The 21,832-nt window shown below is 71.3% G+C and carries 27 protein-coding genes; 13 read left to right on the top strand and 14 right to left on the bottom strand.

The genetic code is table 11. The features are described 5' to 3' along the window. Position 1 precedes the first annotated feature (1 nt). A complete protein-coding gene (locus ABZU76_RS42050) occupies positions 2 to 322 on the top strand; it encodes a YciI family protein (protein WP_220240725.1) in 321 nt (106 codons plus the stop codon). A 21-nt stretch (positions 323 to 343) separates the two neighbouring features. Beyond that, positions 344 to 832, top strand: a complete 489-nt coding sequence (locus ABZU76_RS42045) for a GyrI-like domain-containing protein (protein WP_354881048.1) — start codon at positions 344 to 346, stop codon at positions 830 to 832. Between the two features lie 31 nt (positions 833 to 863). Here the strand turns inward: ABZU76_RS42045 and ABZU76_RS42040 are convergent, their stop codons facing one another. Next, positions 864 to 1,343 (bottom strand): anthrone oxygenase family protein, encoded by a 480-nt coding sequence (locus ABZU76_RS42040; RefSeq protein ID WP_354881045.1) that lies wholly within the window; start codon positions 1,341 to 1,343, stop codon positions 864 to 866. 29 nt (positions 1,344 to 1,372) lie between these two features. After that, on the bottom strand, positions 1,373 to 2,194 hold the full coding sequence (locus ABZU76_RS42035; RefSeq protein WP_354881043.1) for an NmrA family transcriptional regulator: 822 nt from the start codon (positions 2,192 to 2,194) through the stop codon (positions 1,373 to 1,375). 82 nt (positions 2,195 to 2,276) lie between these two features. Here ABZU76_RS42035 and ABZU76_RS42030 point away from each other — a divergent pair, with 82 nt between their 5' ends. Beyond that, positions 2,277 to 3,218 carry an AraC family transcriptional regulator gene (locus ABZU76_RS42030; RefSeq protein WP_354881040.1) on the top strand — a complete coding sequence of 314 codons (942 nt, stop codon included), beginning with the start codon at positions 2,277 to 2,279 and terminating at the stop codon, positions 3,216 to 3,218. A 45-nt stretch (positions 3,219 to 3,263) separates the two neighbouring features. On the opposite strand, the gene ABZU76_RS42025 is transcribed toward ABZU76_RS42030, so the two are convergent. After that, positions 3,264 to 3,860 carry an ATP-dependent Clp protease proteolytic subunit gene (locus ABZU76_RS42025; RefSeq protein WP_354881037.1) on the bottom strand — a complete coding sequence of 199 codons (597 nt, stop codon included), beginning with the start codon at positions 3,858 to 3,860 and terminating at the stop codon, positions 3,264 to 3,266. 179 nt (positions 3,861 to 4,039) lie between these two features. Between ABZU76_RS42025 and ABZU76_RS42020 the strand changes: the two genes are divergently transcribed. Next, a complete protein-coding gene (locus ABZU76_RS42020; RefSeq protein WP_354881034.1) occupies positions 4,040 to 4,525 on the top strand; it encodes a MarR family winged helix-turn-helix transcriptional regulator in 486 nt (161 codons plus the stop codon). 98 nt (positions 4,526 to 4,623) lie between these two features. Continuing rightward, a complete protein-coding gene (locus ABZU76_RS42015; RefSeq protein ID WP_354881031.1) occupies positions 4,624 to 5,466 on the top strand; it encodes a TIGR03621 family F420-dependent LLM class oxidoreductase in 843 nt (280 codons plus the stop codon). Here the strand turns inward: ABZU76_RS42015 and ABZU76_RS42010 are convergent. Then, positions 5,450 to 6,589, bottom strand: coding sequence for an NAD(P)/FAD-dependent oxidoreductase (locus ABZU76_RS42010; RefSeq protein ID WP_354881028.1), 1,140 nt, complete (start codon positions 6,587 to 6,589; stop codon positions 5,450 to 5,452). The two genes, ABZU76_RS42015 and ABZU76_RS42010, sit on opposite strands and share 17 nt — an antisense overlap. A 70-nt stretch (positions 6,590 to 6,659) precedes the next feature. Between ABZU76_RS42010 and ABZU76_RS42005 the strand changes: the two genes are divergently transcribed. Continuing rightward, complete coding sequence (locus ABZU76_RS42005) at positions 6,660 to 7,352, top strand: TetR/AcrR family transcriptional regulator C-terminal domain-containing protein (protein WP_354881025.1); 693 nt, start codon at positions 6,660 to 6,662, stop codon at positions 7,350 to 7,352. Between the two features lie 16 nt (positions 7,353 to 7,368). Next, positions 7,369 to 8,115: a hypothetical protein gene (locus ABZU76_RS42000; RefSeq protein WP_354881022.1), complete on the top strand. Its 747-nt coding sequence runs from the start codon at positions 7,369 to 7,371 to the stop codon at positions 8,113 to 8,115. A gap of 32 nt (positions 8,116 to 8,147) precedes the next feature. Here the strand turns inward: ABZU76_RS42000 and ABZU76_RS41995 are convergent, their stop codons facing one another. Continuing rightward, positions 8,148 to 9,560: a selenium-binding protein SBP56-related protein gene (locus tag ABZU76_RS41995; RefSeq protein WP_354881019.1), complete on the bottom strand. Its 1,413-nt coding sequence runs from the start codon at positions 9,558 to 9,560 to the stop codon at positions 8,148 to 8,150. A gap of 283 nt (positions 9,561 to 9,843) precedes the next feature. Further along, on the bottom strand, positions 9,844 to 10,935 hold the full coding sequence (locus ABZU76_RS41990) for a response regulator receiver protein (protein ID WP_354881016.1): 1,092 nt from the start codon (positions 10,933 to 10,935) through the stop codon (positions 9,844 to 9,846). Between the two features lie 148 nt (positions 10,936 to 11,083). On the opposite strand from ABZU76_RS41990, the gene ABZU76_RS41985 reads away from it, so the two are divergent. The 3 genes from ABZU76_RS41985 to ABZU76_RS41975 all read left to right on the top strand — a co-directional run bounded on the left by ABZU76_RS41985 (position 11,084) and on the right by ABZU76_RS41975 (position 14,072). Beyond that, on the top strand, positions 11,084 to 12,334 hold the full coding sequence (locus tag ABZU76_RS41985) for a tyrosine-type recombinase/integrase (protein WP_354881013.1): 1,251 nt from the start codon (positions 11,084 to 11,086) through the stop codon (positions 12,332 to 12,334). A 221-nt stretch (positions 12,335 to 12,555) separates the two neighbouring features. Next, a complete protein-coding gene (locus ABZU76_RS41980) occupies positions 12,556 to 13,359 on the top strand; it encodes a pentapeptide repeat-containing protein (protein WP_354881010.1) in 804 nt (267 codons plus the stop codon). Positions 13,360 to 13,547: 188 nt separating this feature from the next. Continuing rightward, complete coding sequence (locus tag ABZU76_RS41975) at positions 13,548 to 14,072, top strand: CGNR zinc finger domain-containing protein (protein ID WP_354881007.1); 525 nt, start codon at positions 13,548 to 13,550, stop codon at positions 14,070 to 14,072. Between the two features lies 1 nt (position 14,073). Here the strand turns inward: ABZU76_RS41975 and ABZU76_RS41970 are convergent, their stop codons facing one another. After that, positions 14,074 to 14,961 (bottom strand): trypsin-like serine protease, encoded by an 888-nt coding sequence (locus tag ABZU76_RS41970; protein ID WP_354881004.1) that lies wholly within the window; start codon positions 14,959 to 14,961, stop codon positions 14,074 to 14,076. Between the two features lie 125 nt (positions 14,962 to 15,086). Here ABZU76_RS41970 and ABZU76_RS41965 point away from each other — a divergent pair, with 125 nt between their 5' ends. Beyond that, positions 15,087 to 15,905 carry an SGNH/GDSL hydrolase family protein gene (locus ABZU76_RS41965; protein WP_354881001.1) on the top strand — a complete coding sequence of 273 codons (819 nt, stop codon included), beginning with the start codon at positions 15,087 to 15,089 and terminating at the stop codon, positions 15,903 to 15,905. Here the strand turns inward: ABZU76_RS41965 and ABZU76_RS41960 are convergent. Genes ABZU76_RS41960 through ABZU76_RS41945 form a run of 4 tightly spaced genes read right to left on the bottom strand, consistent with a single transcriptional unit; the run spans position 15,873 to position 17,658 of the window. After that, on the bottom strand, positions 15,873 to 16,478 hold the full coding sequence (locus tag ABZU76_RS41960; protein ID WP_354880998.1) for a TetR/AcrR family transcriptional regulator: 606 nt from the start codon (positions 16,476 to 16,478) through the stop codon (positions 15,873 to 15,875). The two genes, ABZU76_RS41965 and ABZU76_RS41960, sit on opposite strands and share 33 nt — an antisense overlap. Before the next feature lie 21 nt (positions 16,479 to 16,499). Further along, positions 16,500 to 16,913, bottom strand: coding sequence for an SRPBCC domain-containing protein (locus ABZU76_RS41955; protein ID WP_354881208.1), 414 nt, complete (start codon positions 16,911 to 16,913; stop codon positions 16,500 to 16,502). A 35-nt stretch (positions 16,914 to 16,948) separates the two neighbouring features. Further along, entirely contained in the window at positions 16,949 to 17,266 is a 318-nt protein-coding gene (locus ABZU76_RS41950) for a metalloregulator ArsR/SmtB family transcription factor (RefSeq protein WP_354880995.1), read from the bottom strand. Positions 17,267 to 17,271: 5 nt separating this feature from the next. Beyond that, entirely contained in the window at positions 17,272 to 17,658 is a 387-nt protein-coding gene (locus tag ABZU76_RS41945) for a VOC family protein (RefSeq protein ID WP_354880992.1), read from the bottom strand. 87 nt (positions 17,659 to 17,745) lie between these two features. Here ABZU76_RS41945 and ABZU76_RS41940 point away from each other — a divergent pair, with 87 nt between their 5' ends. Then, the gene (locus ABZU76_RS41940) at positions 17,746 to 17,955 is read left to right on the top strand and encodes a hypothetical protein (protein ID WP_354880989.1); all 210 of its coding nucleotides are present in this window, start codon (positions 17,746 to 17,748) and stop codon (positions 17,953 to 17,955) included. Between the two features lie 45 nt (positions 17,956 to 18,000). Here the strand turns inward: ABZU76_RS41940 and ABZU76_RS41935 are convergent, their stop codons facing one another. From ABZU76_RS41935 to ABZU76_RS41925, 3 genes are all read right to left on the bottom strand, one after another. Beyond that, positions 18,001 to 19,158: a DUF6596 domain-containing protein gene (locus tag ABZU76_RS41935; protein WP_354880986.1), complete on the bottom strand. Its 1,158-nt coding sequence runs from the start codon at positions 19,156 to 19,158 to the stop codon at positions 18,001 to 18,003. Continuing rightward, the gene (locus ABZU76_RS41930; protein ID WP_354880983.1) at positions 19,155 to 19,562 is read right to left on the bottom strand and encodes a YciI family protein; all 408 of its coding nucleotides are present in this window, start codon (positions 19,560 to 19,562) and stop codon (positions 19,155 to 19,157) included. Before ABZU76_RS41930 ends, ABZU76_RS41935 begins: the two co-directional genes overlap by 4 nt. A gap of 110 nt (positions 19,563 to 19,672) precedes the next feature. Continuing rightward, positions 19,673 to 20,170 (bottom strand): pyridoxamine 5'-phosphate oxidase family protein, encoded by a 498-nt coding sequence (locus ABZU76_RS41925; RefSeq protein ID WP_354881205.1) that lies wholly within the window; start codon positions 20,168 to 20,170, stop codon positions 19,673 to 19,675. Between the two features lie 254 nt (positions 20,171 to 20,424). Here ABZU76_RS41925 and ABZU76_RS41920 point away from each other — a divergent pair, with 254 nt between their 5' ends. Beyond that, positions 20,425 to 21,771 carry an MFS transporter gene (locus ABZU76_RS41920; protein WP_354880980.1) on the top strand — a complete coding sequence of 449 codons (1,347 nt, stop codon included), beginning with the start codon at positions 20,425 to 20,427 and terminating at the stop codon, positions 21,769 to 21,771. Positions 21,772 to 21,832: the final 61 nt, after the last annotated feature.

The following is a 21,832-nucleotide window of genomic DNA, read 5'->3' as shown; positions in this document are numbered from 1 at the left end:
CATGCGTTACCTGCTCATGATCGCCGGCGAAGAGCCCACCGAAGACCAGAAGATCGCCGGCTGCGGAGGCTGGACCGACGACCTGCTCGCCCGCGGAATCCTCGTCGGCGGCGGAGGCCTGCACCCGCCGGCCACCGCCACCACCGTCCGCGTCCGCGGCGGCGACGTCCTGCTGTCCGACGGGCCGTTCACCGAGAGCAAGGAACAGATCGGCGGCTTCGTCATGATCGACTGCGCCGACCTCGACGAGGCCGTCGACATCGCCTCCCGCCATCCCGCCGCCGCGTACGGCACCATCGAAGTCCGCCCGATGCTGGGCTGACCCGAACACGAGGAGAACCCCATGCCGTCCCTGGTGGACCGCGAAGACCAGCCCTACGTCGCCTACCGCGCGACCGTCGGGTTCGACGGGCTGCGCGAGGTCGCTCACCGCATCGCCGCGATCGTGGGCGCCCTTGTCGAACGCGGGGTCACGCCCGCGGGAGCGCCGTTCTTCCGCTACCTCGTGATCGGCCCGGACATGGCGAGCCTGACGGTGGAGGCCGGGGTGCCCGTCGCGGCGCCGGTCGAACTGGGCGAGGACTACCTCAACGACGTCGTGCCCGGGGGGAAGTACGTGACCGCCACCCACCACGGCGCGCCGGACGGACTCGTCGCCGCCACCGCCGAAGTCCTCGCGTGGGGTGCGGCCGAAGGCGTGCGCTGGGACCGCACCCGGGCCGCCGACGGCGAGCACTGGACCGGGCGACTCGAGGTCTACCGCACCGACCCGCGTGTGGAACCCGACGCCACGAAGTGGGAGACCGACCTGTACTTCCGCCTCGCCGACTGACCCGCGCCGCGGGACCGGCTCCGGCACCGTGTCAACCGGTTCCGCGCGCCAGCCACCCACCGAGCAAGCATGCGAACCCGGCCGCCGAGGCGAAGGCACGCAACAGGTTCCACCGGACCCAGCTCGTCTCGAACTGCCCGCGCAGCTCGGCGAGTGAAGCCGTGCCGCTGTCCAGCGCGTTGTTCATCGGGATGTTCTTCACAGCCGTGATCACGATCATCGCCAGCAGCAGCACGAAGCCGGCGATCAGCCACGGCAGCGCCCCACGTCCGCCGGCCACCAGGTCCAGTACCACCGCGGCCGCCGCCAGCAGGGGCGCGCCGAGGAACGTGAGCAGGAACCAGCCGTTGACGATCGCGATGTTGATCTCGCGCATCGCCGTCACGAACGTGTGGTCGTCGGCCCGCGCCAGGCCTGGCATCACCGACACCGCGTAGGAGTAGAACAACCCCGCGATCAGCCCCGCCGCGACGATCGCGACCACGAGGACCACTCCGGACACAGTGGACATCACGTGCTCCCTTCCCCAGCCGGCGCGGCTCACCGCGTCCAGACGCAGGTCGACGCCGTCGAGCGCGCGTAGTCCGCGAAATCGCGCGCCGGGCGCCCCAGTACCTGCTCCACGTCACCGGTCACATGCGAGTTGCGCCCGTCCAGCACCCGCGCGAACAACTCGACCAGCACCTGCGCCTCGTCGGCCGGTACGCCGCCGTCGGTCGCGAGCCGCACGAACTCCTCCGCCGAAACCGGACGATAGCGAACATTCCGCCCGACCGCGGCGGAGATTTCCCCGGCCACGTCGTCGAACGTCAGCAGCCGCGGACTGGTCAGCTCCAGCGTGCGGCCGTCGAGCGCACCCGTGGTCAACGCCTCGGCCGCGATGTCGGCGACGTCGTCGGCGTCCACGAACGGCTCCGTGGTCTGCCCGGCCGGCAGTGCGATCTCCCCCGCCAGCACCGGCTCGAGGAAGAAGTGCTCGCTGAAGTTCTGGAAGAACCAACTCGCCCGCAACACCGTCCACGCCGCACCCGACTCCCGCACCACCTGCTCGCTGACTGCCGCGTCCTCCTCACCGCGCCCGGACAGCAGCACGATCCGCTGCACCCCGGCCGCCACCGGCCGCGCGCAGAACGCCCGGATCACCGGCGCCGCCCACGGCACCACCAGGTCCGGGTAGAACGTCACGTAGATCGACCCGACGCCATCGAGCACCGGTGCCCACGTTGTGTCGTCCGCCCAGTCGAACCGCGGCTCGCTCCTGCGCGAAACCGCCCGCACCTCGACACCGCGCGCAGTCAGCCGCTGCGTCACCCGGCGCCCCGTCTTACCCGTACCGCCCAGAACCAGAGTTGTGTTTGTCATGCCAGCCAGTGAAGCGCCGGCAGATGAGACTCTCCATGGTTCATCAGCTCAATCGCATGTTCCAGCGTCTACACTGCTGGGCATGGATCCGCTCGCCGCGCTCCTCGACGGGCCCCGCGCGCACGGGGCCTTCCTGCTCCGCTCGGTCCTGACGCCGCCGTGGTCACTGCGCATCGAGGACGAAGCCCCGCTCACCATCGTCGCCGTGGTGGCCGGTGAGGCGTGGCTCGTGCCCGACCACGGCGACGCCACGCACCTGGAGGCGGGGGACATCGCGATCGCCCTCGGCCCGGACCCGTATCTGTTCGCCGACGACCCGGCCACCCCGCCGCAGGCGGTGATCCTGCCCGGCCAGGAGTGCCGCACCCCCGACGGCGAGCACCTCATCGACCTCATCGACGTCGGCGTACGCACCTGGGGCACCCCCGCCGGCGGCACCACCGTGTTGCTCACCGGGACGTATCCACGGGTGGGCGAGGTGTCGCGACGGCTGCTCGCCGCCCTGCCCCAGACCCTGCTGGTTCGCGCGGCCGACTGGGACAGCCCCCTCGTCCCGCTGCTCGCGACCGAGATCGGCAAGGACGTGCCCGGCCAGGAAGCCGTGCTCGACCGCCTGCTGGACCTGCTGCTCATCGCGGCGCTGCGCACCTGGTTCGCCCGCCCCGGCTCACCCGCGCCCGCCTGGTATCGCGCCCACGACGACCCCGTGGCCGGCCGCGCGCTGCGGCTGCTGCAGGACCAGCCCGCACACCCGTGGACCGTCGCCGAGCTCGCGGCCGGCACCGGCGTCTCCCGTGCCGCCCTGGCACGGCGCTTCACCGCCACCGTCGGTGAGCCCCCGATGGCCTACCTCGCCGCGTGGCGCCTCGCCCTGGCCGCCGACCTGCTGCGCCAGCAGCCCGACACGACGATCGGCGCGATCGCCCGCCAGGTCGGCTACGGCAGCGCGTTCGCGTTGAGCGCCGCGTTCAAACGCGAATACGGCCGCAGCCCCCAGCAGTACCGCACGCGCGTCCCGGCGTGAGGACGCCGGGACGCGCGTGCCCGAGAGTCCGTCCGGAAGGGACGGTCAGGCCGTCGCGACCCGCTCCGCGCCCACGATGTGGTCCACGAACCCGTAGGCCAGGGCCTCCTCGGCGTCGAACCACCGGTCGCGGTCGGCGTCGGCGGTGATGCGCTCCACCGGCTGCCCCGTCTGGGCCGCCGTGAGCTCCGCGATCCGCCGCTTCATCTTCCCGAACACCGCCGCCTGGATCGCGATGTCCGTCGCCGCCCCCGATATCCCCGCCGACGGCTGGTGCATCACGATCCGCGTGTTCGGCAACAAGTGCCGCTTGCCCGGCGTGCCCGACGAGAGCAGGAACTGCCCCATCGACGCCACGAACCCCAGCCCCCACGTCGCCACGTCCGGCTTCACCAGCTGCATCGTGTCGTAGATCGCCATACCCGCCGTGACCGAACCGCCGGGCGAGTTGAGGTAGAAGGTGATGTCCTTTTCGGAGTCGTCGGCGGCGAGCAGCAACAGCTGCGCCGTGATCCGGTTCGCCACCTCGTCGGTCACCTCGGTGCCCAGGAACACGATCCGGTCGCGCAGCAACTGCTCGTACACCGACTCGTTCGGCTGCTGCCCCGCCGCGTGCATCCCGGGAACCACCGTCAACGTCATCGTCTTCTCCTTCTCCGCGCGAGATCCCTGTCCGCCCCGAACGTAGGAGCGTGGGCGAGGCCGTGGGGCCGGCGTTCGCTCACGGCGTGCGGGGTTCGCTCCGGGCGATCACCCGGAGGTAGCTGCGCGAAGCAGCCACTTCCCGCGTCGCGGCCACGCGTCGCCGTTACGCTCTGCCCATGCAGAACACCGGGGACGACCGCGTCCCCACCCTGTTGCGCAGCCGGCCCAGCTGGCTCGTCACCCAGCTCGCCACGCAGGTCACGCGGCTGGTGGGCGAGGCGTTCGACGCCGCCGGGTTCCGTCGCTACCACTACGCGCTGCTCGCCGCGCTCGACGAGTTCGGCCCCGCGAGCCAGGCCGCGCTCGGACGGCGCTGCCGTATCGACCGCAGCTACGTCGTCGAGGCCGTGGGCGAGCTGGAGGCCGCCGGCCTGGTGCAGCGCGCACCCGACCCGGCCGACCGGCGCCGCAACGTCGTGACCCTCACCGGCGAAGGCCGCACCCACCTCGCCGCGATGACGAAAACCCTCGACGACGTGCAGGACGAACTCACCGCACCCCTGCCCGCGGCCGAGCGCGAGCAGTTCGTCCACCAGCTCGGGCGGGTCCTCGACCACCTGCGCGAACCCCGCGTCACCGGTACGGGTCGCGAAACCTCGTGATCTCGATCATGGCGTTGAACGGGACTAGCGTGGCGTACGTGTGAGCCGGAGGCCGTACCGGCTTTCTCCGTTCGTCCGCATGCGAAGGATCCGCCCCTATGACTACCCAGCCCTTCCGCTTCGGGGTCTCCCTGCTCAACGTCGGCTCCCGCACGGACTGGCGCGCCCGTGCCCGCGAGGTGCAGGACCGCGGCTACGACGTGCTCCAGGTCCCCGACCACCTCGGGATGCCCTCGCCGTTCCCCGCGCTGGTCGCGGCGGCCGACGTCACGAGCATCCGGCTGGGCACCTACGTGCTCAACGCCGGCATCCTCAGCCCCGCCTATCTCGCGCGCGATGTCGCCGACGTGCAGCGCCTCACCGACGGCCGGCTCGAACTCGGTCTCGGCACCGGCTACATGCCGAACGAGTTCGAGGCCGTCGGCGTGCCGATGGGCTCCGGAGGCGAGCGCATCCGCAGGCTGGAGTCCACGCTCAAGGCCACCCGCGAGCTGCTCGCCGCCGAAACCGGCACCGCCGTGCCGCCGATCATGCTGTCCGGCTCGGGCGACCGCATGGTGGCGCTCGGTGGCCGCGAAGCCGACATCTTCAGCTTCTCGATCATGGCCGGCGTCACCGCCGGCACCGCCCCGGAAGACGCGTTCGCCCACCGCGTGCAGGTGCTGCGCGACGCCGCCGGCGACCGCTTCGGCGACATCGAGCTGAACCTGTTCGTCGCGGCCGTCGGCGACAGCGTCGAGGAGCTCGACCTCGGCATCATCCGCCAGGCCAGCGGCCTGCCCGACGAGCAGCTCACCCAGCTGCCCGGCGTGCTCGTGGGCTCGCCGCGCGAGATCGCCGAGCGGCTCGAGCGCTACCGCGAAACGTTCGGCACCACCTACATCAGCGTGCTCGAACCGCACCTCGCCGCGTTCGCCGAGGTCATCAAGCACCTGAGCTGACGTCCACGGCGCCCAGGGACCGCATCAGCTCCAGCACCCCCTGGGCGCCGCGCGGCGACAGGAACTTCGCCAGGTTCGCCGCCGAGTCCCGCGCCTCCACTGCGGCGCGGGCGAACATCTCCTCCTCGAAGCCGCGCACGTCTTCTGCCGACGCGAGTGCCAAGGCGAGCCGGGCGCCGTCGAGCATCGCCAGGTTCGCGCCCGCCCCGGCGAACGGCGGCATCAGGTGCGCCGCGTCGCCCAGCAATGTCACGCCCGGAACCGGATCCCAGCTCATGCCGACCGGCAGCGCCGTGATCGGCAGCCGGGTGATCGGTCCTTCGGCCGAGGCGACCAGCTGCAGGAACTCCGGGGCCCAGCCCGCGTAGAGGTCCTGCAGCTGGTTCCTGGCCGTCGCCGGGTCGTCGAACGCGATGCCCGAGGTCGCGAACCAGTCCTCCTCACCGCGCATCGTCAGATGCACCCGGGCGCTGCCATCGCCGTTGCGCTGCGCGGACAGCGTGCGGTTCGGGCCGATCGCCATGAAACTGCCGCGCCCGACGATCCCCGACAGCGCCGGATGGGCCCGGTCGATGTGGGGGATCACGAGCTCGATCGCGTTCACGCCCGTGTGCGCGGGTTCGGCCGGGGTGACGAGCGGGCGGACGCGGGAACGGGCGCCGTCCGCGCCGACGAGCAGGTCGCAGTCGGCGGTGCTGCCGTCGGCGAGGTGCAGGCGATGTCCGTGGGCGAGCGGCGTGATGTCCTCCACGGCGCGTCCCCAGTGGACGGTCTCGGGCGGCAGGGCGTCGAGCAGCAGCTTGCGCAGCGCGGGACGGTCGGCTTCCGGGCGGCCGAACTCGTCGTCGGGCGTGTCCTCGCGCAGCAGCAGGGTGCCGGTGTGGTCGTGCAGCACCAGGTCCTGGCCCTCGGGCCGGGCGATGGCGCGGAACCCAGAAGTCAGCCCCGCTTCGTGCAGCGCGAGCTGGCCGCCGGCGGGATGCAGGTCGAGCGTGCCGCCCTGGATGCGAGCGGTCGGGCCGGTGTCGCGTTCGTAGACGTCGGCGTGGATGCCGTGGACGTGCAGGACCCGGGCGAGCGTCAGCCCACCGAGGCCCCCTCCGGCGATGGCGATGCGAGGCATGAGAACTCCGATCGATACAGTGTATTTCTACAATACGCTGTATAGACGAGTGCGGTGTATCGTTACCGCGATGAGCGAACTGGTGTGGGAACGGCCCGAGCCACCGGCCAGATCGGCGCCGACCCCGCTGAGCCGGGAGCGGATCGTTGCCGCGGCCTGCGCGCTCGCCGACGCCGAAGGGCTGGAGGCCGTGTCGCTGCGCAAGGTCGGGGCCGCGCTCGGCGCCGGGCCAATGCGCCTCTACGGCTACCTCTCCACCAAGGACGAACTGCTCGACCTCATGGCCGACGCCGTCTACGGCGAGCTGCCCCTGCCCGAGCCCGGCACCGACCGTCGCGCGGGCCTGCGGGCGCTCGCCCACGCGGTCCGCACGGCTGCACACCGGCACGAATGGTTCGCCGACCTCCTCGGCGGGCGCCCCGGGCTCGGCCCGAACGCGCTGGCCTACCTCGAAGCGTCGCTCGCCGCCGCGGACGAAGGCGACCTCGACGACGCGCTCGTCGCGGTGCACGCCGTGCACTCCTACGTGACCGGCGCCGTCCGCAGCGAGATCACCGAGCTGCGCCGCGAACGCGAGTCCGGCCAGGACGAAGCGCAGTGGCAACGCGCGTCGGCTCCCTACCTGCGGCGCATGCTCGCGACCGGCCGCTACCCCACCCTCGCCCGCGCCGTCGACCTCGGCTCCCACCCCGACCCGGACACCGCGTTCGACGCCGGCCTCGCCCGCGTCCTCGACGGGCTCGGTGGCCCGGTTACCGCTTAAGCGGCAAGATCGCGGCGTGATCCCTGAACTCGGCCCGACGACCCGCGTCATGCACGCGATGGAACAACTGTGGGCCGAAATCCGCCGCCGCCACCCCGACGTGCCCGAGGCCATCCTCGTCCTGGCGTCCGGCACGATGGGCACCACCACCGAGATCCACGGCCACTTCGCCCGCTCCCGCTGGCACGTCGGCCCCGGCGAGGATCCGCGCGCCGAGTTCTTCCTCGGTGCCGAAGGCCTGCGCCGCCCCGCCACCGACATCCTGGCCACCACGCTGCACGAAGCCGCCCACGGTCTCGCCGCCACGCGCGACATCGTGGACGTGAGCGACGGCCGGTACCACAACAAGCGGTTCGCGGCGCTCGCCCACGAGCTGGGTGTGCGGGCCGAGCAGGCGGATCGGATCGGGTGGTCGGCCACCACCGCCTTGCCCGAGACGATCGACGCCTACGCGGATTCGGTGCGTGTTCTCGAACGGGCGTTGACGGTGTGGCGGCACACCGAGCAGGAGGTGGTCCGTGCGCAGGCTCCGCAGCCGCTGCGCACGGACCCCGACCAGCCCGATGTCGTCGTGCCGGCACCGGCTCCGATCGTGATCGCGCCGGTGGACGGCCGCGGTGCTCACCGCGGCGGGCCGAACTACGTGGCCGCGGTGTGCGGGTGCGACAAGCCGCGCCGCATCCGCGCGGCCCGGTCGGTCCTCGAGCTGGGGCCGATCACCTGCAGTCTCTGCGCGTCCCCTTTCACGGAAACCGCGATCTGACCGACTCGGCCGGTCGCGGTCGGGTGCTCAGATCAGCGGAAACAGTACGAGTCCGACGAGGCGTCGCCGCCCTCCAATCGGACCTGGTGCGGGCGCAGGCCACGGAAGTCGTCGCCGTGCAGGAAGCACTTCCCGTCGACACGCAGCCCGCCGACGGCGGGATCGGTCTCGAGCTTCGCCATCCAGGCCCCGACACCGTCCGGGTAGAACTGGTCGTCCCAGGCGCCGTAGAGGGAGTTGGTGACGTAGATCCGGCGACCGTCGCGGCTCACCTCGACCATCTGGGGGCCACCCGAGAGCTGCAGGGACGGCGCGGACGGATGCGGGACCCGGCCGGTGATGCCCCCGAGGCGCACCGAGCCGGTCTCCTTCGGCCGGGCGGGGTCGCTGACGTCGAACTGCTTGAGCTCGCCGATGCCCCAGCACGACACGTACAGGAACCGGTCGTCCACGCTGAGGCCGATGTCGGTGATCAGGGGCGGCACGGCACCGAACGGCCGCAACGCCGGTGGCAGGTCCGCGGCGTCGGCGGGCTCGGCGGGCACGGTGATCACCTTGTCCACCGCCCAGGTGGCGCCGTCGAGGTGCCAGCGCCACACGGACGCTGACAGGTCCTCGGTGGACACCACCACGCCGACGAACCCCCATGTGGCGTCGGGGTCGTGAGCCGGGCGCACCTCGAGCACCATCTGGTGCTGCTCGCCGAGGTCGACGCTCTGGCGGTGGCGGCCCTCGGCCAGGTCCCAGAAGTGCAGTGAGTGCCCGTACTTGTGGCCCAGCAGCAGCTCCGGATTGATGCCGTCCTCGATCATGGCGGGGGTACCCCACTCGCTGCTGACCAGGACATTGCGGTTGAGGTGCCACCACGCGTCGTAGGCCAGGTATTGCGGGCCCCGGTCGGTCTCCCACGCACGGACCACGTCGAACGTGTCGTGGTCGAGCAGCGCGATGCCGCCCGGACCGCCCGAGCCTTCCCCGGCGCCGAGACACGACAGGTATACGCCGTCCGGCCCGCAGTGGGAGGTGTGCGGACGGGAGTACCCGGCCTTCTCGGCCAGCTCGGCCGCGGTCACCGTCTTGTGCAGGACGGGCTGGCGCGGGTCGGGCTGGGTGTCGAACACGTGGATGTTCGAGGAACGCAGCCCGGGCAGCAGCAGGAACCGGCGGCGCAGGCCGTCCGGGTCGTGTCCGGTGTGCGCGAACGCGCTGCTACACGCGTTCCACCCGAAGTGGTGCAGTTCGTCGCCGCTGCCCGGCAGCTCCGACCAGCCGACCACGCTGCCGTAAGTGCCCGAGTCGGGATCCACGTCGACCGTCGCCAGGGCGTCCGGTTTGGCGGCCGTCCGGTCGAATGCCACGACGTACGCGAGCTTCTCCGGCGGGGCCGCGATCGCGTCGCCGGGGCTGCGGTAGAAGGTCGGATCGGTCTGTGACTGTGCGGTCATCACGTTCTCCCTCCCCTGTCCGATTCCCCCGCGGCCAATGTCCCGCGCGTGCCGTCGTGGCCGCAAGGCACGAACGCGCACGTCAGACGACGCGTGCCACGGCTCCGCCGGATCGGCGGGCGGCCGCCTCCGCGGTGCGGGGCCGGCGTTCGACGACCGTCTTCCTCTGCCGGTCAAGGGAAAGCGGCTCCGCACGCCGCCCACGGCAGGTGCGCGAGCCGTCAGTCGCCTCGGCTGGCAGGACCTGGTCTCACGGCGGCCGAAGCGGCGTGCGGTTGAAACTTCACAGCCCGGGCGGTGGGGTCTCCCCGGGCAGATCGAGCAGTTCCGCCAGCAGATCCGCGCGCAGGTCGGTGTTCTCGGTGGGAGTCGCCAGCGCGAGCCTGTGCACGCCCTCGAGCCGGGACCGCAAGCCGGTGTGGTGCTCCGCGGCCCGGGTCAGCTGCTCCTGGGCCGCGTCCAGCCGGCTGGCCAGGACGGCCGACCGGCTGCGTGCCTCCGCGACGGCTTCGGCCGAGGCAGCGGATTCCGTGCGCTGGTGCTGGTGAGCGGCGTCCAGACGTTGCTCGAGGTCCCCGAGGCGGGCCCGGGAGGTGGTGAGCGCCTCGGTGGCCTGGTCGAGCCGGCCGGTGAGGTCCCGCCGGACCTCCTCTTCGCGCGCGCTTGCCTGCGCCAGGCTGGTGAGTGCCGCGTCGCGTTCGGTGGTGCGGACGGCGAGCCGCTCGGAGCGTTGAGCGAGCTCTGCGGCGAGGGCGTCGGCGCGAGTGCGTTCGGTGCGGGTGTCGGTGGCGGCCTGGTCGGCGCGTTCGGCAGCGGCGGTGGCGGAGGCTTCGGCGCGGGCCTGGTCGAGCTCGGCCGCCTTGCGGGCTTTCACCGCTGTCGCGGCCGTTTCCTGGGCGGCTTTCGCCAGGTCGGCCTGTTCCTGGGCGTGGGCCTGGGCGGCGGCGGTGGCTTGTTCGGCTTCCAGCGCGCGGGCTTCGGCGGCTTGGCGGAGGCCGTCTGCTTCGGTGGCGCGGGCTTCCGCGGTCTCGGCGCGGGTGAGGGCGGAGGTCACCTCGTCCTGGGCGCGGGCGGCGACGCTGTCGAGAGCGTTGCGCAGCGTCTGCAGCGGCCCACCCAGCTCCGTGGCGGCGCGGACGAACTCCGCGGCCGCGTCGGTGAGGCCGGCGTGTGAGACCGAATCGCCCAGTGCTTCGCGCAGCGCCTGGTCGGCGGCGGCGAGTTGCTTGCACGTGCGGTCCCCGGGCCAGCGCCGGTCCGGGCAGAACTCGAACGGCCGGCCCCCACGCGGTCCCGGCGGCGGCAACGGCGCCCGGCACTGCCGGAACCCACACAGCGCGGCGGTCCGGTCCTCGATCACAGCTCCCTCAGTCACTTCTGAAGCCTATCTGATCGGTTACGTAACCTGTAACTGAGGTTTTAGTTATGTAACTTAATACCTTGGTCAGCTACAGAACAGAGCTTTTGTTGCTAAGCTGCCAGGGAAGATGATCGGTCGACGGAGAGTGACGGAACCAGCAGCTGTGAGTGAGATCGTGAGCCTCGAAACCGGCTCGAAAACTGGGTACCCCCTCTCGGCCGACCACGACGTCTGGCCGGGCGTCGAAGACCCCGCCGCACTGCTCGACGCGATCGCGGACTGGCTCGCCGGCTACGGCAACCAGGCCACCCGCCGCACCTACGCCGAAGGACTCGGCCTCCCCGTCACCGCGGCCGACCTCGCCGAGTGGGCCGAACCGGGACGTCGCCTCGACACCTGGCGCACGGCCGTCCTCCACTACGCCGACGCCCTCCGCCTCAGCCCGAGCTCGAGCCCGAGTTCCGCCACCGCTCCCCCGCCCGCACCGCGCGGCCGGCTGCGCGCGCACCACTGGTTCCGCTGGTGCGTCACCCGCGGCCTCGACCCGATGACCGCCACCTCGGCCGACGTGAAGAGCTGGCTCGACACCCTCGCCACCGCCGACGCCGCCCCCGCGACGCGCGACCGGATGCTCGCGACCGTCAAAGCGCTCTACGGCTACCTCGCCGACACCGGCCTCGTCACCGGAAACCCCGCCGCCCTCAACCGCCGCCGGCTCGGCCTCGCCACGGCCGCGAGCAGCACGTCCGGCACCGTCACCCTCACCACACGCCAGGTCCGCGCCCTCTACACCGCCGCCGGCACACCCCGGCGCGGCGCCAGTCCGTTGGACACGGCGCGCGCGGTGTCCGTGGTCGCGCTCTTCACGCTCGGGCTCCGCGTGAGCGAACTGTGTGGCCTGGACCGCTCCGACCTGCACGTCACCCGCGGCCGTCGCGCGCTACGCGTGCTCGGCAAGGGCGGCAAGACGCGCGTGGTCTACCTCAGTGTCCCGGCGGAGAACGCGCTCATGAGCTACCTCTCCGCCCGCGACACCGCGGCCGCCTCACGCGAGACCACCGTCGAACGCCGGACCCAAGCGCGCCACGCCCCGCCGTCGCCGCTACTGCTGACCCGCACCGGCAACCGCTACCAGCGCCAGGCGATCTGGCAGCTGCTCCGCCGCATCACCGCCACCGGCGGCACCGACCTCGAACCCATCGCCGGCGCCATGCACCCCCACGCGCTGCGCCACTTCTACGTCACCACCGCCGTCGAAGCGGGCGCCCAACTGGTCCACGTGCAGGCCGACGTCGGCCACAGCAGCATCGACACCACCCAGCAGACCTACGACCACGCCGCCCGCGCGCCGGAACGCAGCGCCGTCGACCTCGTCGCGAGCAGCTGGTTCCCCGACGACACCAGCGCCGACTGACGTGCGACCACGGCTCGCGGTGCACAACGCGCTGTTCGAACGGGGAATGGAACAGCACCTGGACGTCGTCCGGACGGCGGTCACGACGGTGCCGGAGGCGTGGCCGGCCCTGCGAGCGATCGCCTCCCGCCGAAGGTCTGCCAGTCGCTGTACGCCGGTAGTCCAGAGCGGCAACGGCGGCGCCGATACCCTGGTGAGAACCCGGCCGGCCAGGAGAACACTTGTCCCACCACGATTCGCTCATCGCCGACTGCGGCAGCTGCTTCGGGCTGTGCTGTGTCGCCCTCACCTTCACGCGTTCCGCGGACTTCGCGATGGACAAGGCGGCCGGCGAGCCGTGCGTCAACCTGGAACCGGAGTTCGGCTGCGGCATCCACGATCGCCTGCGGGACAAGGGGTTCTCCGGCTGTACCGTCTACGACTGCTTCGGCGCCGGGCAGAAGATCTCGCAGATCACCTTCGCCGGGCGTGACTGGCGCAGCGAACCGGGTGGCGCGAAGGAGATGTTCGCCGCGCTGCCTGTGATGCGCCAGTTGCACGAACTGCTCTGGTACCTCACCGAAGCCCGGTCCCTGGACGTCACCCGGGAGCTGCACGCCGGTCTCGACGCCGCGCTCGCCGAGACCGGACAACTCACTCTGACCGACCCCGGCACCTTGCTCGCGCTGGACGTCGCCGAGCAGCGCGCCAACGTGGACGTGCTGCTGCAGGCCACGAGCCGGCTCGTGCGGGACGGGGTGCGCGGCAAGAAGAAGGACCGCAGGGGCGCCGATCTCATGGGGGCCAAGCTCGCGAACGCGGACCTGCGGGGCGCGAACCTGCGAGGGGCCTACCTCATCGCCGCGGACCTGCGCGGCGCCGATCTTCGCCAGGCCGACCTGATCGGGGCGGACCTGCGCGACGCCGACGTCCGCGGCGCGGACCTCACCGCGTGCCTGTTCCTCACGCAGTCGCAGGTCAATGCCGCCCGCGGCGACAACACGACCCGGCTCACCGAACGCCTCAGCCGGCCCGCCCACTGGTAGCCGGCCGCGTCGACCCGACCACCACACCACCGAGTCGCGCGACCCAGCTGCCGCACAGGCAGCGGACGTAGTCGGCACGGCTGCCGCGTGAAGCAGGCACGACGGCGGACGGGGGCAGTTCGGCCAGGGGCCAGCCACAACGGGGGCAACGGTTCTCATCCATGCCCCGATCGTGCTGTAATGAGTCAGTGCACTTCAACCCTTACGGCGGCTCCGGTGCTCAGGTGGCGGCGGCGCTGGCCACCCTGGCCCAGGACGACAGCGTCTCGGCGGACGACGTGCTGGACACCTGCCGGGCCCACGGCATGACGCTGACCGGGATCACCGACGACGAAGGCGCCCGCATCCTCGACTGGGGCCGGCGGCTGCGTGAAGTTTTCGGCGCGGGCAAAGCGGACCAGGTGGAGCTGGTGAACCGGCTACTGCTCACCGCGGCGGTGCGCCCGCACATCTCCGGCCACGACGGCAAACCCCCGCACCTGCACTACGCCGGCGAAGACGCCGAGGCCGTGGAACGCGTGCAGGCGCACTCGGCCGGCGGGCTCGCCCACCTCGTGTGCGAAGCGCCCGACCGCTTCGGCCTGTGCGCACGTGAGGGTTGCGGGATCGCGTTCGTGGACACCTCGCGCAACGGCCGCCGCCGCTTCTGCTCGACGCGGTGCGGCACGCGGGTCAACGTCGCCGACCACCGGGCCCGGCAGCTCAGCGCCTGACTCAGCTCATCTGCGCGTGGATCCAGTCGAGGATCGTGTCCACGCGCGCGGTGGTCTCCACACCGGGCTGGGGGCAATCCGGGCCGTTGTCCTCGATCGCCACGAGCCGGCCCCTCTGGTCGCCCTGGGGGATGAAAAACGGTGAGCCCGAGTCGTCGTGACACGGGCTGTTCTCGACGGTGCGCGCCTCCAGGGGGCTCATGTCGAGCTCGGTGTGGCGGATGTCGCTGACCTCGAAATGGCCTCGTTTCATGTGGTCGGCCGGCGCGACAACGGTGGCCGAGAGCGAACCCCAGCCCACGAAGTCGACGTCCTCGCCGACCTTCGGCGGCCCGGTCGGCAGCGTCAGCGGTGCGATGTCGGTGATCGGGGCGCTGAGCTTGACCAGCGCGAGGTCGTTGACCGGCGACTGGCGCACGTCCACGGCCTGCACCACGTGCCCGCGCGGGTCCTCGTCGTTGATCTTCCCGACCGCCACCGTCATGTGGTACTTCGGTGCGCCGCCGGCGCGGGTGCCGTCGAGGTCGTGGAAGCAGTGCCCGGCCGTGATGATCCAGTCCGGCGCGATCAGGGACCCGCTGCAGCCACCGCCGCGCACGCCGCCGCCCTCGACGGGGATGTCCTTCGACGTGAGCTTCGCGTTGAACGGCATCACACTCGGCGGCAAGGCCGGAGCAGTGCTGCTGGGCGACGGCTTCGGTTGGGCCGACGAGCCCTGGCCGGCCGTGCCCGCCCGCGTGTGCGCGACCTCGGCCGCGTCGGCGGTCCCGGCGGCGGACGCTGCCGGGCCCTTCTGGATGGTGACGTAGCCGGCGAGGCCCGCACCAGCGACAATGGCGAGTGCCAGCGCGCCGTGGCGGGAGCGACGGTGACCGGATCGTGACTTCACACTCGCAACAACGGACGGAGACGCTGAGAAGTTCAGCCATCCGTGGAGAAATCTCAGCGAATCTCGTCACTCTGTGACACCGGAGGCGATCAAGGGACGATTCGGGCTGCATTAGGGTTCTCGTTATGACCAACCGCTTGGTATCTCTGGGCGATTCCTTCACCGAAGGTGTCGGCGACGACGATCCCGCCGCGCCGAACGGCGTGCGCGGCTGGGCCGACCGCGTTGCCGAGGTGCTGGGCGCCCGTGAGCCGGACTTCCGCTACGCCAATCTCGCCATCCGCGGGAAGCTGCTGCCGCAGGTGCTCGCCGAGCAGGTCGAGCCGGCGATCGCGATGGAACCGGACCTGGTCACGCTCTACGCGGGCGGCAACGACCTGATGCGGCCGAAGGTCGACATCGACGCGCTGACTGACTCCTACGAGCTCGCCGTCGCCCGGCTACGTGGGACCGGCGCCCGGGTCGTTCTGTTCACCGGTGTCGATGGGGTCGAGGATGCGCTGTTCCGGCAGATGCGCGGGCGCGTCGCGATCTACAACGAGAACGTGCGCGGCATCGCCGCCCGCCACGGCACGCTGCTGGTGGACATGTGGTCGATGCGGCAGCTGCGCGACCGGCGACTGTGGGCACCGGACCGCCTCCACCTCAACTCCCGGGGCCACCTCGAGATCGCGATCGCGGTGCTCGGCGCGCTCGGGGTCCCCCACGACCTCACCTCGGCCGAGCTGGAGCCGCGCCCGCGCCTGTCGACCCGCGAACGCCGCGAGGAGAACCTGCGCTGGAGCCGCGAGCACGCGTGGCCTTGGGTGCAGCGCCGCCTGCGCGGCGAGTCTTCCGGCGACACGATGAGCCCGAAGCGCCCGGTGCTGGAACCGTTCGGATCAGGCGTTCTTGGGTCAGGCGCGCTTGAGTCAGGCCCCGACGCGCGGAGCGTGCGCGGCTGACAAGGCCGGGCGCAGGCCGTCGAACAGGATCGCGACCACGCGGTCGCGCAGCGCGCAGTCGGCGCCGATGTGCTCGGCGGCCTTGGCCGTGCCGATGATCACCGGGATCAGCTCGGCCACGGTGAGGTCGGCGCGCACCGCGTCGGCGTCCTGCGCGCGGCGCAGCAGCACCCCGAGCGCTTCCAGCAGGTGCGTGGCGACGTCCGAGCCGGCCTTCGGTACGTGGACGCCGGCGGCGCTGAGGGCTTCGAAGTAGGCATTCTTCGCGCTGGACATCTCGATCCAGCTGGTCAGGAACGTGAAGAACGCGGCGCCGGCGTCGGGTGAGTCCTGCGCGACGACCACCTCGGCCTCGTCGACGAAGCGGTGCAGCCGCGCGTAGAGCACCGCTTCGAGCAGCGCCTCCTTGGTCGGGAAGTGCCGGAACACCGTGCCGACGCCCACGCCCGCCTCGCGGGCGACCTCTTCGGTCGGGGCGCCCGTGCCTTTGGCCGCGAACACCGTCTCCGCGGCTTCGAGCACTTTGGCCCGGTTGCGCCGGGCGTCGGCGCGCAGCGGTTTGGACTCCGTCACGGTGCCTGATCGTAGCCGGGTTCAGCCGGGCAGCGCGCTGAGCACGCGCTCCAGGGCCTGCGGCACGTGCGAGCGCCAGCCACCGCCCATGATCCGGCGGGACACGCGCTCGAACTCGTCGTCGGGGTCGAAGCCCTCGTGGCTGAGGAACAGCCGGGTGCCGGTGCCCTCCGGCACGAGCCGCCACGTGACCGTCCACTTCGGACCCCACTTGATGCTCAGCTCGCGTTCGGGGTCGGCCACGAGCACCTCACAACGCACCGGCCCGCCCGCGAACCCGGCCGCCGGCACGGGCTGGGCGAGCAGCTCGAAGCGGTGTCCCACCACGGGTTTGATGTCGTTGGGCATCGCGAGCCAGCGTTCCAGCAGTTCGGGTTCGGTGAGCGCGCGCCAGACCTTGCGCGCGGGGTGCGGCAGGAACTGGTCGACGTGCACCGCCGTCGGGTCTTCCGAGTTCGGCGCGGCCTCGGTCACAGGTCCTCCTCGTCGAGCAGGTCACGCAGGTTGGTGAGCTTCGTGCGCCAGAACCGCTCGAACGGGTGCAGCCACGTCGTGACTTCCTCCAGCGGCGCGGCTTCGAGGGAGTAGAGGCGGTTGCGCCCGGCGCGTTGCTCGGTGACCAGGCCGGCTTCCCGCAGCACGCGCAGGTGCTCCGACAGGCTGGGCCGGCGCATGTCGAAGCGCTCGGCCAGATCGCCGGCGGCCATCGGGCCTTCGAGCAGCATCCGCAGCACCTCGCGCCGCGCGGGGTTGGCGAGCGCGGCGAAGACGTCGTCGTTGACAGGCACGCCGCTCAGCCCGGCCGGTTGCCGAACGCCGAGGGCTCGAGCAGCCCGACGCCGTTGCCGTCGAGGTCCCGGAACGAGGTCGCGCGGCCCCACGGCATCGCCTGCGGCTCGGGGACCTCGATCCCGTTGTCGCGCAACGCGGCCACGTCGGCGTCGAGGTCGGTGGTGTCGAGTTGGAAGTGCAGCGGGCCGGTGAGCGTGACACCGGAGATCGGGTAGTCGACGAGCACCAGGCCGGTCTGGGCGCCCTTCGGCGCCACCATCACGAACCGGCCGGCCGGGCCGTGGCGATCGACGACGACCTCGAACCCGAGTTTGTCGACGTAGAACTCGCGGGCTTTCGCCTGGTCGGCCACCGGCACGGTGACGAACTGGATGCGGGAGACGGTCATGCCGGAAACAATAGGTAGGATAATTCCTACGTGTCAACCCGTGGAGCGCTGCGCCAGGGTGGGTGGGCACGGTTTCGGAGGGCGCAGATGCGCAACGTCGTCATCGTCGGAGCGGGGATCGTCGGGCTGTTCAACGTGGCTCCCGTGCTGACCGAGCTGGCGCGGGCCGGCGCCGCGCGCTACGACGAGGTCCCGGACGGGTTCAGCCGAGTCGGCGGACTCGAGGTCGCGACCACTGTGGACGGTCTGCGGGATCTGGTGCGACGGACGGCGACGACCTCACCCGCCGCGCGCTGAAGCTCTACCGTGACATCTACGCGACCGCCTGACCCCGGGCTGCGTTCACCCGCGCAGCCGGGAGTTCAGGCGGGCGGCCTGCCGGGTGAGGTGCTCGCGTTCGGGGAGGTTGGGCGCCGCCGCGGCGGCTTCGGCGTAGAGCCGGGCCGCGGTGGCCGGGTCGCCGTCGCGTTCGTGGAGGTACGCCGACGCGGCGGTGTGGCGGGGCAGGGCGGGGTCGAGCTCCGCGAGCGCGGCCAGGCCCGCGCGGGGACCGTCGGCCTCCCCGACCGCGACGGCCCGGTTGAGCCGGGCCACCGGACTGTCGGTGAGGCGCACCAGCTCGTCGTACCACTCGACGATCTGCACCCAGTCGGTCTCTTCGGCCGCCTGCGCGTCGGCGTGCAGCGCGGCGATCGCGGCCTGGGCCTGGAACTCGCCCAGCCGGTCGCGTGCGAGCGCCGCCTGCAGGATGTCGACGCCCTCGGCGATCAGGCCTGTGTCCCACTGGCTGCGGTCCTGGTCGGCCAGCGGCACGAGCCGGCCGTCGGCGCTGGTCCGCGCCGGGCGGCGGGCGTGGTGGAGCAGCATGAGGGCGAGCAGGCCTGCGACCTCCTCGTGGTCGATCCGGGCGGCGAGCTGGCGCGTGAGCCGGATGGCCTCGGCGGCGAGGTCGACGTCGCCGGAGTAGCCCTCGTTGAACACCAGGTACAGCACCCGCAGCACCGTGCCGACGTCGCCGGACTGGTTCAGGCGCACACCCGCCACGGTTTTCTTGGCCCGGGTGATGCGCTGGCCCATCGTCACCTCGGGCACGAGGTAGGCCTGCGCGATCTGCCGCGTGGTCAGCCCGCCGACCGCGCGCAACGTGAGCGCGACGGCCGAAGCCGGGGTCAGCGACGGGTGGGTGCACAGGAAGTACAGCTGCAGCGTGTCGTCCGCGACCTCGGTCGGGCCGGGTTCGGGCTCCTCGTCGGCGCGCAGCTCGCGGTCGCGCCGCGAGGAGTCGGCGCGCACGGCGTCGAGGAACTTGCGCCACGCGACGGTGACCAGCCAGCCCTTCGGGTCTCGCGGCGGGTCGTCCGGCCACACGCGCACGGCCTCGACCAGGGCTTCCTGCACCGCGTCCTCGGCCGCCGCGAAATCCGCTCCGCGGCGGCCGAGGATCCCGATCACGGCCGGTGTGAGGGCCCGCAGCAGGGTTTCGTCCACCGGTGCCGTCATTCGGTGATGGCGGGGCACTCGCCGTAGAACGGGCGCACCTCGAGCCACTCCTGGGTCGGCTTCCCGCCCGTACCGGGCGACGCGGACAGCTCGCCGGCGAGCTCGACTGCGCGCTCGTGGGTCTCGACGTCGATGATCACCCAGCCGGCGATGAGGTCCTTGGTCTCCGCGAACGGCCCGTCGGTGACCGGCGGCCGGCCCTCGCCGCCGGCGCGGACCCACGTGCCTTCCTGCGACAACGCCTGGCTGTCCACGAACTCGCCGGTGCTTTCGAGCTTGGCCGCGAAGTCACGCAAGTACTGCATGTGGGCCGTGACCTCCTCCGGGGTCCACTGGTCCATCGGCACGTCGTTGCCCGCGGCCGGCGCGCCGCGGTAGTGCTTGAGCAGCAGGTACTTGGCCATCGTCGTTCTCCTTGGTGTGGTCCGGCCCATTCTGGCCGGGTTCGGTACGGGGACGCAGCCGTTCGCGGGTTCTCGACATCCCGCGGCGAAACTTTTTCCGGCTGGGGTTTTCAGGCTTGCTGACGCTCGGCGCGCTGCTCGACCAGCTCTTCGACGGCGCTGGGCAGTGTGGTCTCGAAGTCGATGAGCTTCGCCCAGGTCGGGGTCACGACGATGCGGACCATGCCGTCGTAGAGCGAGCGGACCTCGGCCTCCCACTCGACCCGCTGTTCGGCGGTCATCTTGTAGCTGCCGTTCATCTGCAGATACTCCTCGGGGATCCCGTCGACGACGTCGAGCTCGGCGCGGCCCCGGATGAGCAGGATCTTGGGCGGGTGCACCTCGGTGTCGATCGTGAGCGCCACCATCGGGTTGGCCCGCAGGGACGGGAGCTTCGGCGCGTTCTTCGCGGTGCACATGACGATCTCGGTGCCGTTCCAGGTGAACGCGATCGGCACGTTGCGCGGCGTCCCGTCCTGGGCGACGTACGCCAGGCGGGACAGGTCGCGCTCGAGCAGCTCCTGGCTGAGCGGGCGGTCGAGGATCTCGGTGATCTCGCTGCGGTCCACGGGGTTCTCCTCGGTGGTGTCGGTCCGGCCGGTGAGCTTCGGTCTGTTGTCGCTGCGGGGACGGAGCCGCGCACGGGTTTCCGACATCCCGTCGCGAAGTTTTCGGAACAATCGCAGACCGTGGTTTTCGGCGGAATACGACCACAAAGGGTGACGGAACGAAACGACCTTCCCGCATCGTTCGTCAGGAATCGCCAAACAGGCGGGCACGGCTCACACTATTGAGTGACGCCAGTCACGAGAGGTGTGCACCCATGGTTCTAGGCGACAACGAAGTCAGCCAGTCAGTCCAAGCGTCCACGGGAGACCGTCGAGTGCAAGTGCGGCGAGCGGCGCTCGCCGGGTCGATCGGCACGACGATCGAGTGGTACGACTTTTTCCTCTACAACACGGCAGCGGCACTTGTTTTCCCGCACCTGTTCTTCCCCTCCTCGAGCGGATACGCCGGCGTGATGCAGTCGTTCGCCACCTACGCGGTCGGGTTCGCGGCCCGGCCGGTCGGCGCGGCGATCTTCGGGCACTGGGGCGATCGGCTGGGGCGCAAGGCGACGCTGATCGTCACGCTCCTGCTGATGGGCCTGTCCTCGGCGGTGGTGGGGGTGCTGCCGGGGACGGCGTCGATCGGGTTCGCGGCGCCGTTGATCCTGGTGCTGCTGCGACTGATCCAGGGCATCGCGATCGGCGGTGAGTGGAGCGGGTCGGTGCTGCTCGCGATGGAATGGGGTGACCAGCGAAGGCGCGGGCTGCTCGCGAGTTTCGCGCAGATCGGCGTGCCGGTCGGCCTGGTGCTCGGAACCGGTGGCATGACGCTGCTGTCGGCGACGCTGTCGAAAGAGGACTTCGACTCGTGGGGCTGGCGGATCCCGTTCCTGCTGAGTCTGGTGCTCGTGGTCATCGGGCTGGTGATCCGGCTGCGGATCCTCGAGACGCCGATGTTCGCGGCGGTGGTGGCGAACAAGAAGACGTCGAAGGCGCCGGTGAAGGACGCGGTGCGCCACCACTGGCGGGAGATCCTGCTCTCGGCCGGTCTGCGCTTCAGCGAGCAGATGCCGTTCTACCTGTTCACCAGCTTCGTGCTCGTGTACGTGGTGGAGCGTCCTGAGTTCAGCAAGACGTTCGTCCTCAACGCGGTGCTCGTCGGCGCGTTGGCGGAGCTGGTGCTGATCCCGGTGTTCTCCCAGCTCTCCGACCGCATCGGCCGAAAACGGGTGTACCTGACCGGCGCGGTGCTCACGGCGCTGATCGCGTTCCCGTACTTCACGGTGCTGAGCCACGGCGGGCACGCCCTGATCTTCATCGCGGTGATCGTGTCGCTGGTCGCGCACGCGATGCAGTACGGGCCGCAAGCCGCGCTGATCGGCGAGAGCTTCCCGACCCACCTGCGTTACGGCGGCGCCGGCCTCGGGTACCAGTTGGCGTCGGTGTTCGCGGGTGGGCCCGCGCCGCTGCTGGCGACCTGGCTGCTGCACCTGACGGGCACGCCGTACTCGGTGTCGATCTACATCGTGTTGTCCGCGGTGATCACGATCCTGTGTGTGATCGCGCTGCCGGACCGGTCGAAGGCGAACATCGACGACGTCAGCGTCTACGCCCGCCGTTAGCGACGAAAAGAGGGGCGGGGCGCCCCCTACAGCGGGCGGGGCCCCCTTTTATGCAGGGGTG

Origin of the sequence: Amycolatopsis sp. NPDC005232 (assembly GCF_040607795.1) — a bacterium.
Lineage (GTDB): Bacteria > Actinomycetota > Actinomycetes > Mycobacteriales > Pseudonocardiaceae > Amycolatopsis.
The sequence above is the reverse complement of the archived record's forward strand: the minus strand, read 5'-3'. Positions and strand labels throughout refer to the sequence as shown.

What these genes read in the sequence shown, in the direction of transcription:
- ABZU76_RS42050 (WP_220240725.1), top strand. Translation starts at nt 2, where the DNA reads ATGCGTTACCTGCTCATGATCGCCGGCGAAGAGCCCACCGAAGACCAG.
- ABZU76_RS42045 (WP_354881048.1), top strand. Translation starts at nt 344, where the DNA reads ATGCCGTCCCTGGTGGACCGCGAAGACCAGCCCTACGTCGCCTACCGC.
- ABZU76_RS42040 (WP_354881045.1), bottom strand. Translation starts at nt 1,343, where the DNA reads ATGTCCACTGTGTCCGGAGTGGTCCTCGTGGTCGCGATCGTCGCGGCG.
- ABZU76_RS42035 (WP_354881043.1), bottom strand. Translation starts at nt 2,194, where the DNA reads ATGACAAACACAACTCTGGTTCTGGGCGGTACGGGTAAGACGGGGCGC.
- ABZU76_RS42030 (WP_354881040.1), top strand. Translation starts at nt 2,277, where the DNA reads ATGGATCCGCTCGCCGCGCTCCTCGACGGGCCCCGCGCGCACGGGGCC.
- ABZU76_RS42025 (WP_354881037.1), bottom strand. Translation starts at nt 3,860, where the DNA reads ATGACGTTGACGGTGGTTCCCGGGATGCACGCGGCGGGGCAGCAGCCG.
- ABZU76_RS42020 (WP_354881034.1), top strand. Translation starts at nt 4,040, where the DNA reads ATGCAGAACACCGGGGACGACCGCGTCCCCACCCTGTTGCGCAGCCGG.
- ABZU76_RS42015 (WP_354881031.1), top strand. Translation starts at nt 4,624, where the DNA reads ATGACTACCCAGCCCTTCCGCTTCGGGGTCTCCCTGCTCAACGTCGGC.
- ABZU76_RS42010 (WP_354881028.1), bottom strand. Translation starts at nt 6,589, where the DNA reads ATGCCTCGCATCGCCATCGCCGGAGGGGGCCTCGGTGGGCTGACGCTC.
- ABZU76_RS42005 (WP_354881025.1), top strand. Translation starts at nt 6,660, where the DNA reads ATGAGCGAACTGGTGTGGGAACGGCCCGAGCCACCGGCCAGATCGGCG.
- ABZU76_RS41995 (WP_354881019.1), bottom strand. Translation starts at nt 9,560, where the DNA reads ATGACCGCACAGTCACAGACCGATCCGACCTTCTACCGCAGCCCCGGC.
- ABZU76_RS41965 (WP_354881001.1), top strand. Translation starts at nt 15,087, where the DNA reads ATGACCAACCGCTTGGTATCTCTGGGCGATTCCTTCACCGAAGGTGTC.
- ABZU76_RS41945 (WP_354880992.1), bottom strand. Translation starts at nt 17,658, where the DNA reads ATGACCGTCTCCCGCATCCAGTTCGTCACCGTGCCGGTGGCCGACCAG.
- ABZU76_RS41940 (WP_354880989.1), top strand. Translation starts at nt 17,746, where the DNA reads ATGCGCAACGTCGTCATCGTCGGAGCGGGGATCGTCGGGCTGTTCAAC.
- ABZU76_RS41935 (WP_354880986.1), bottom strand. Translation starts at nt 19,158, where the DNA reads ATGACGGCACCGGTGGACGAAACCCTGCTGCGGGCCCTCACACCGGCC.
- ABZU76_RS41930 (WP_354880983.1), bottom strand. Translation starts at nt 19,562, where the DNA reads ATGGCCAAGTACCTGCTGCTCAAGCACTACCGCGGCGCGCCGGCCGCG.
- ABZU76_RS41920 (WP_354880980.1), top strand. Translation starts at nt 20,425, where the DNA reads ATGGTTCTAGGCGACAACGAAGTCAGCCAGTCAGTCCAAGCGTCCACG.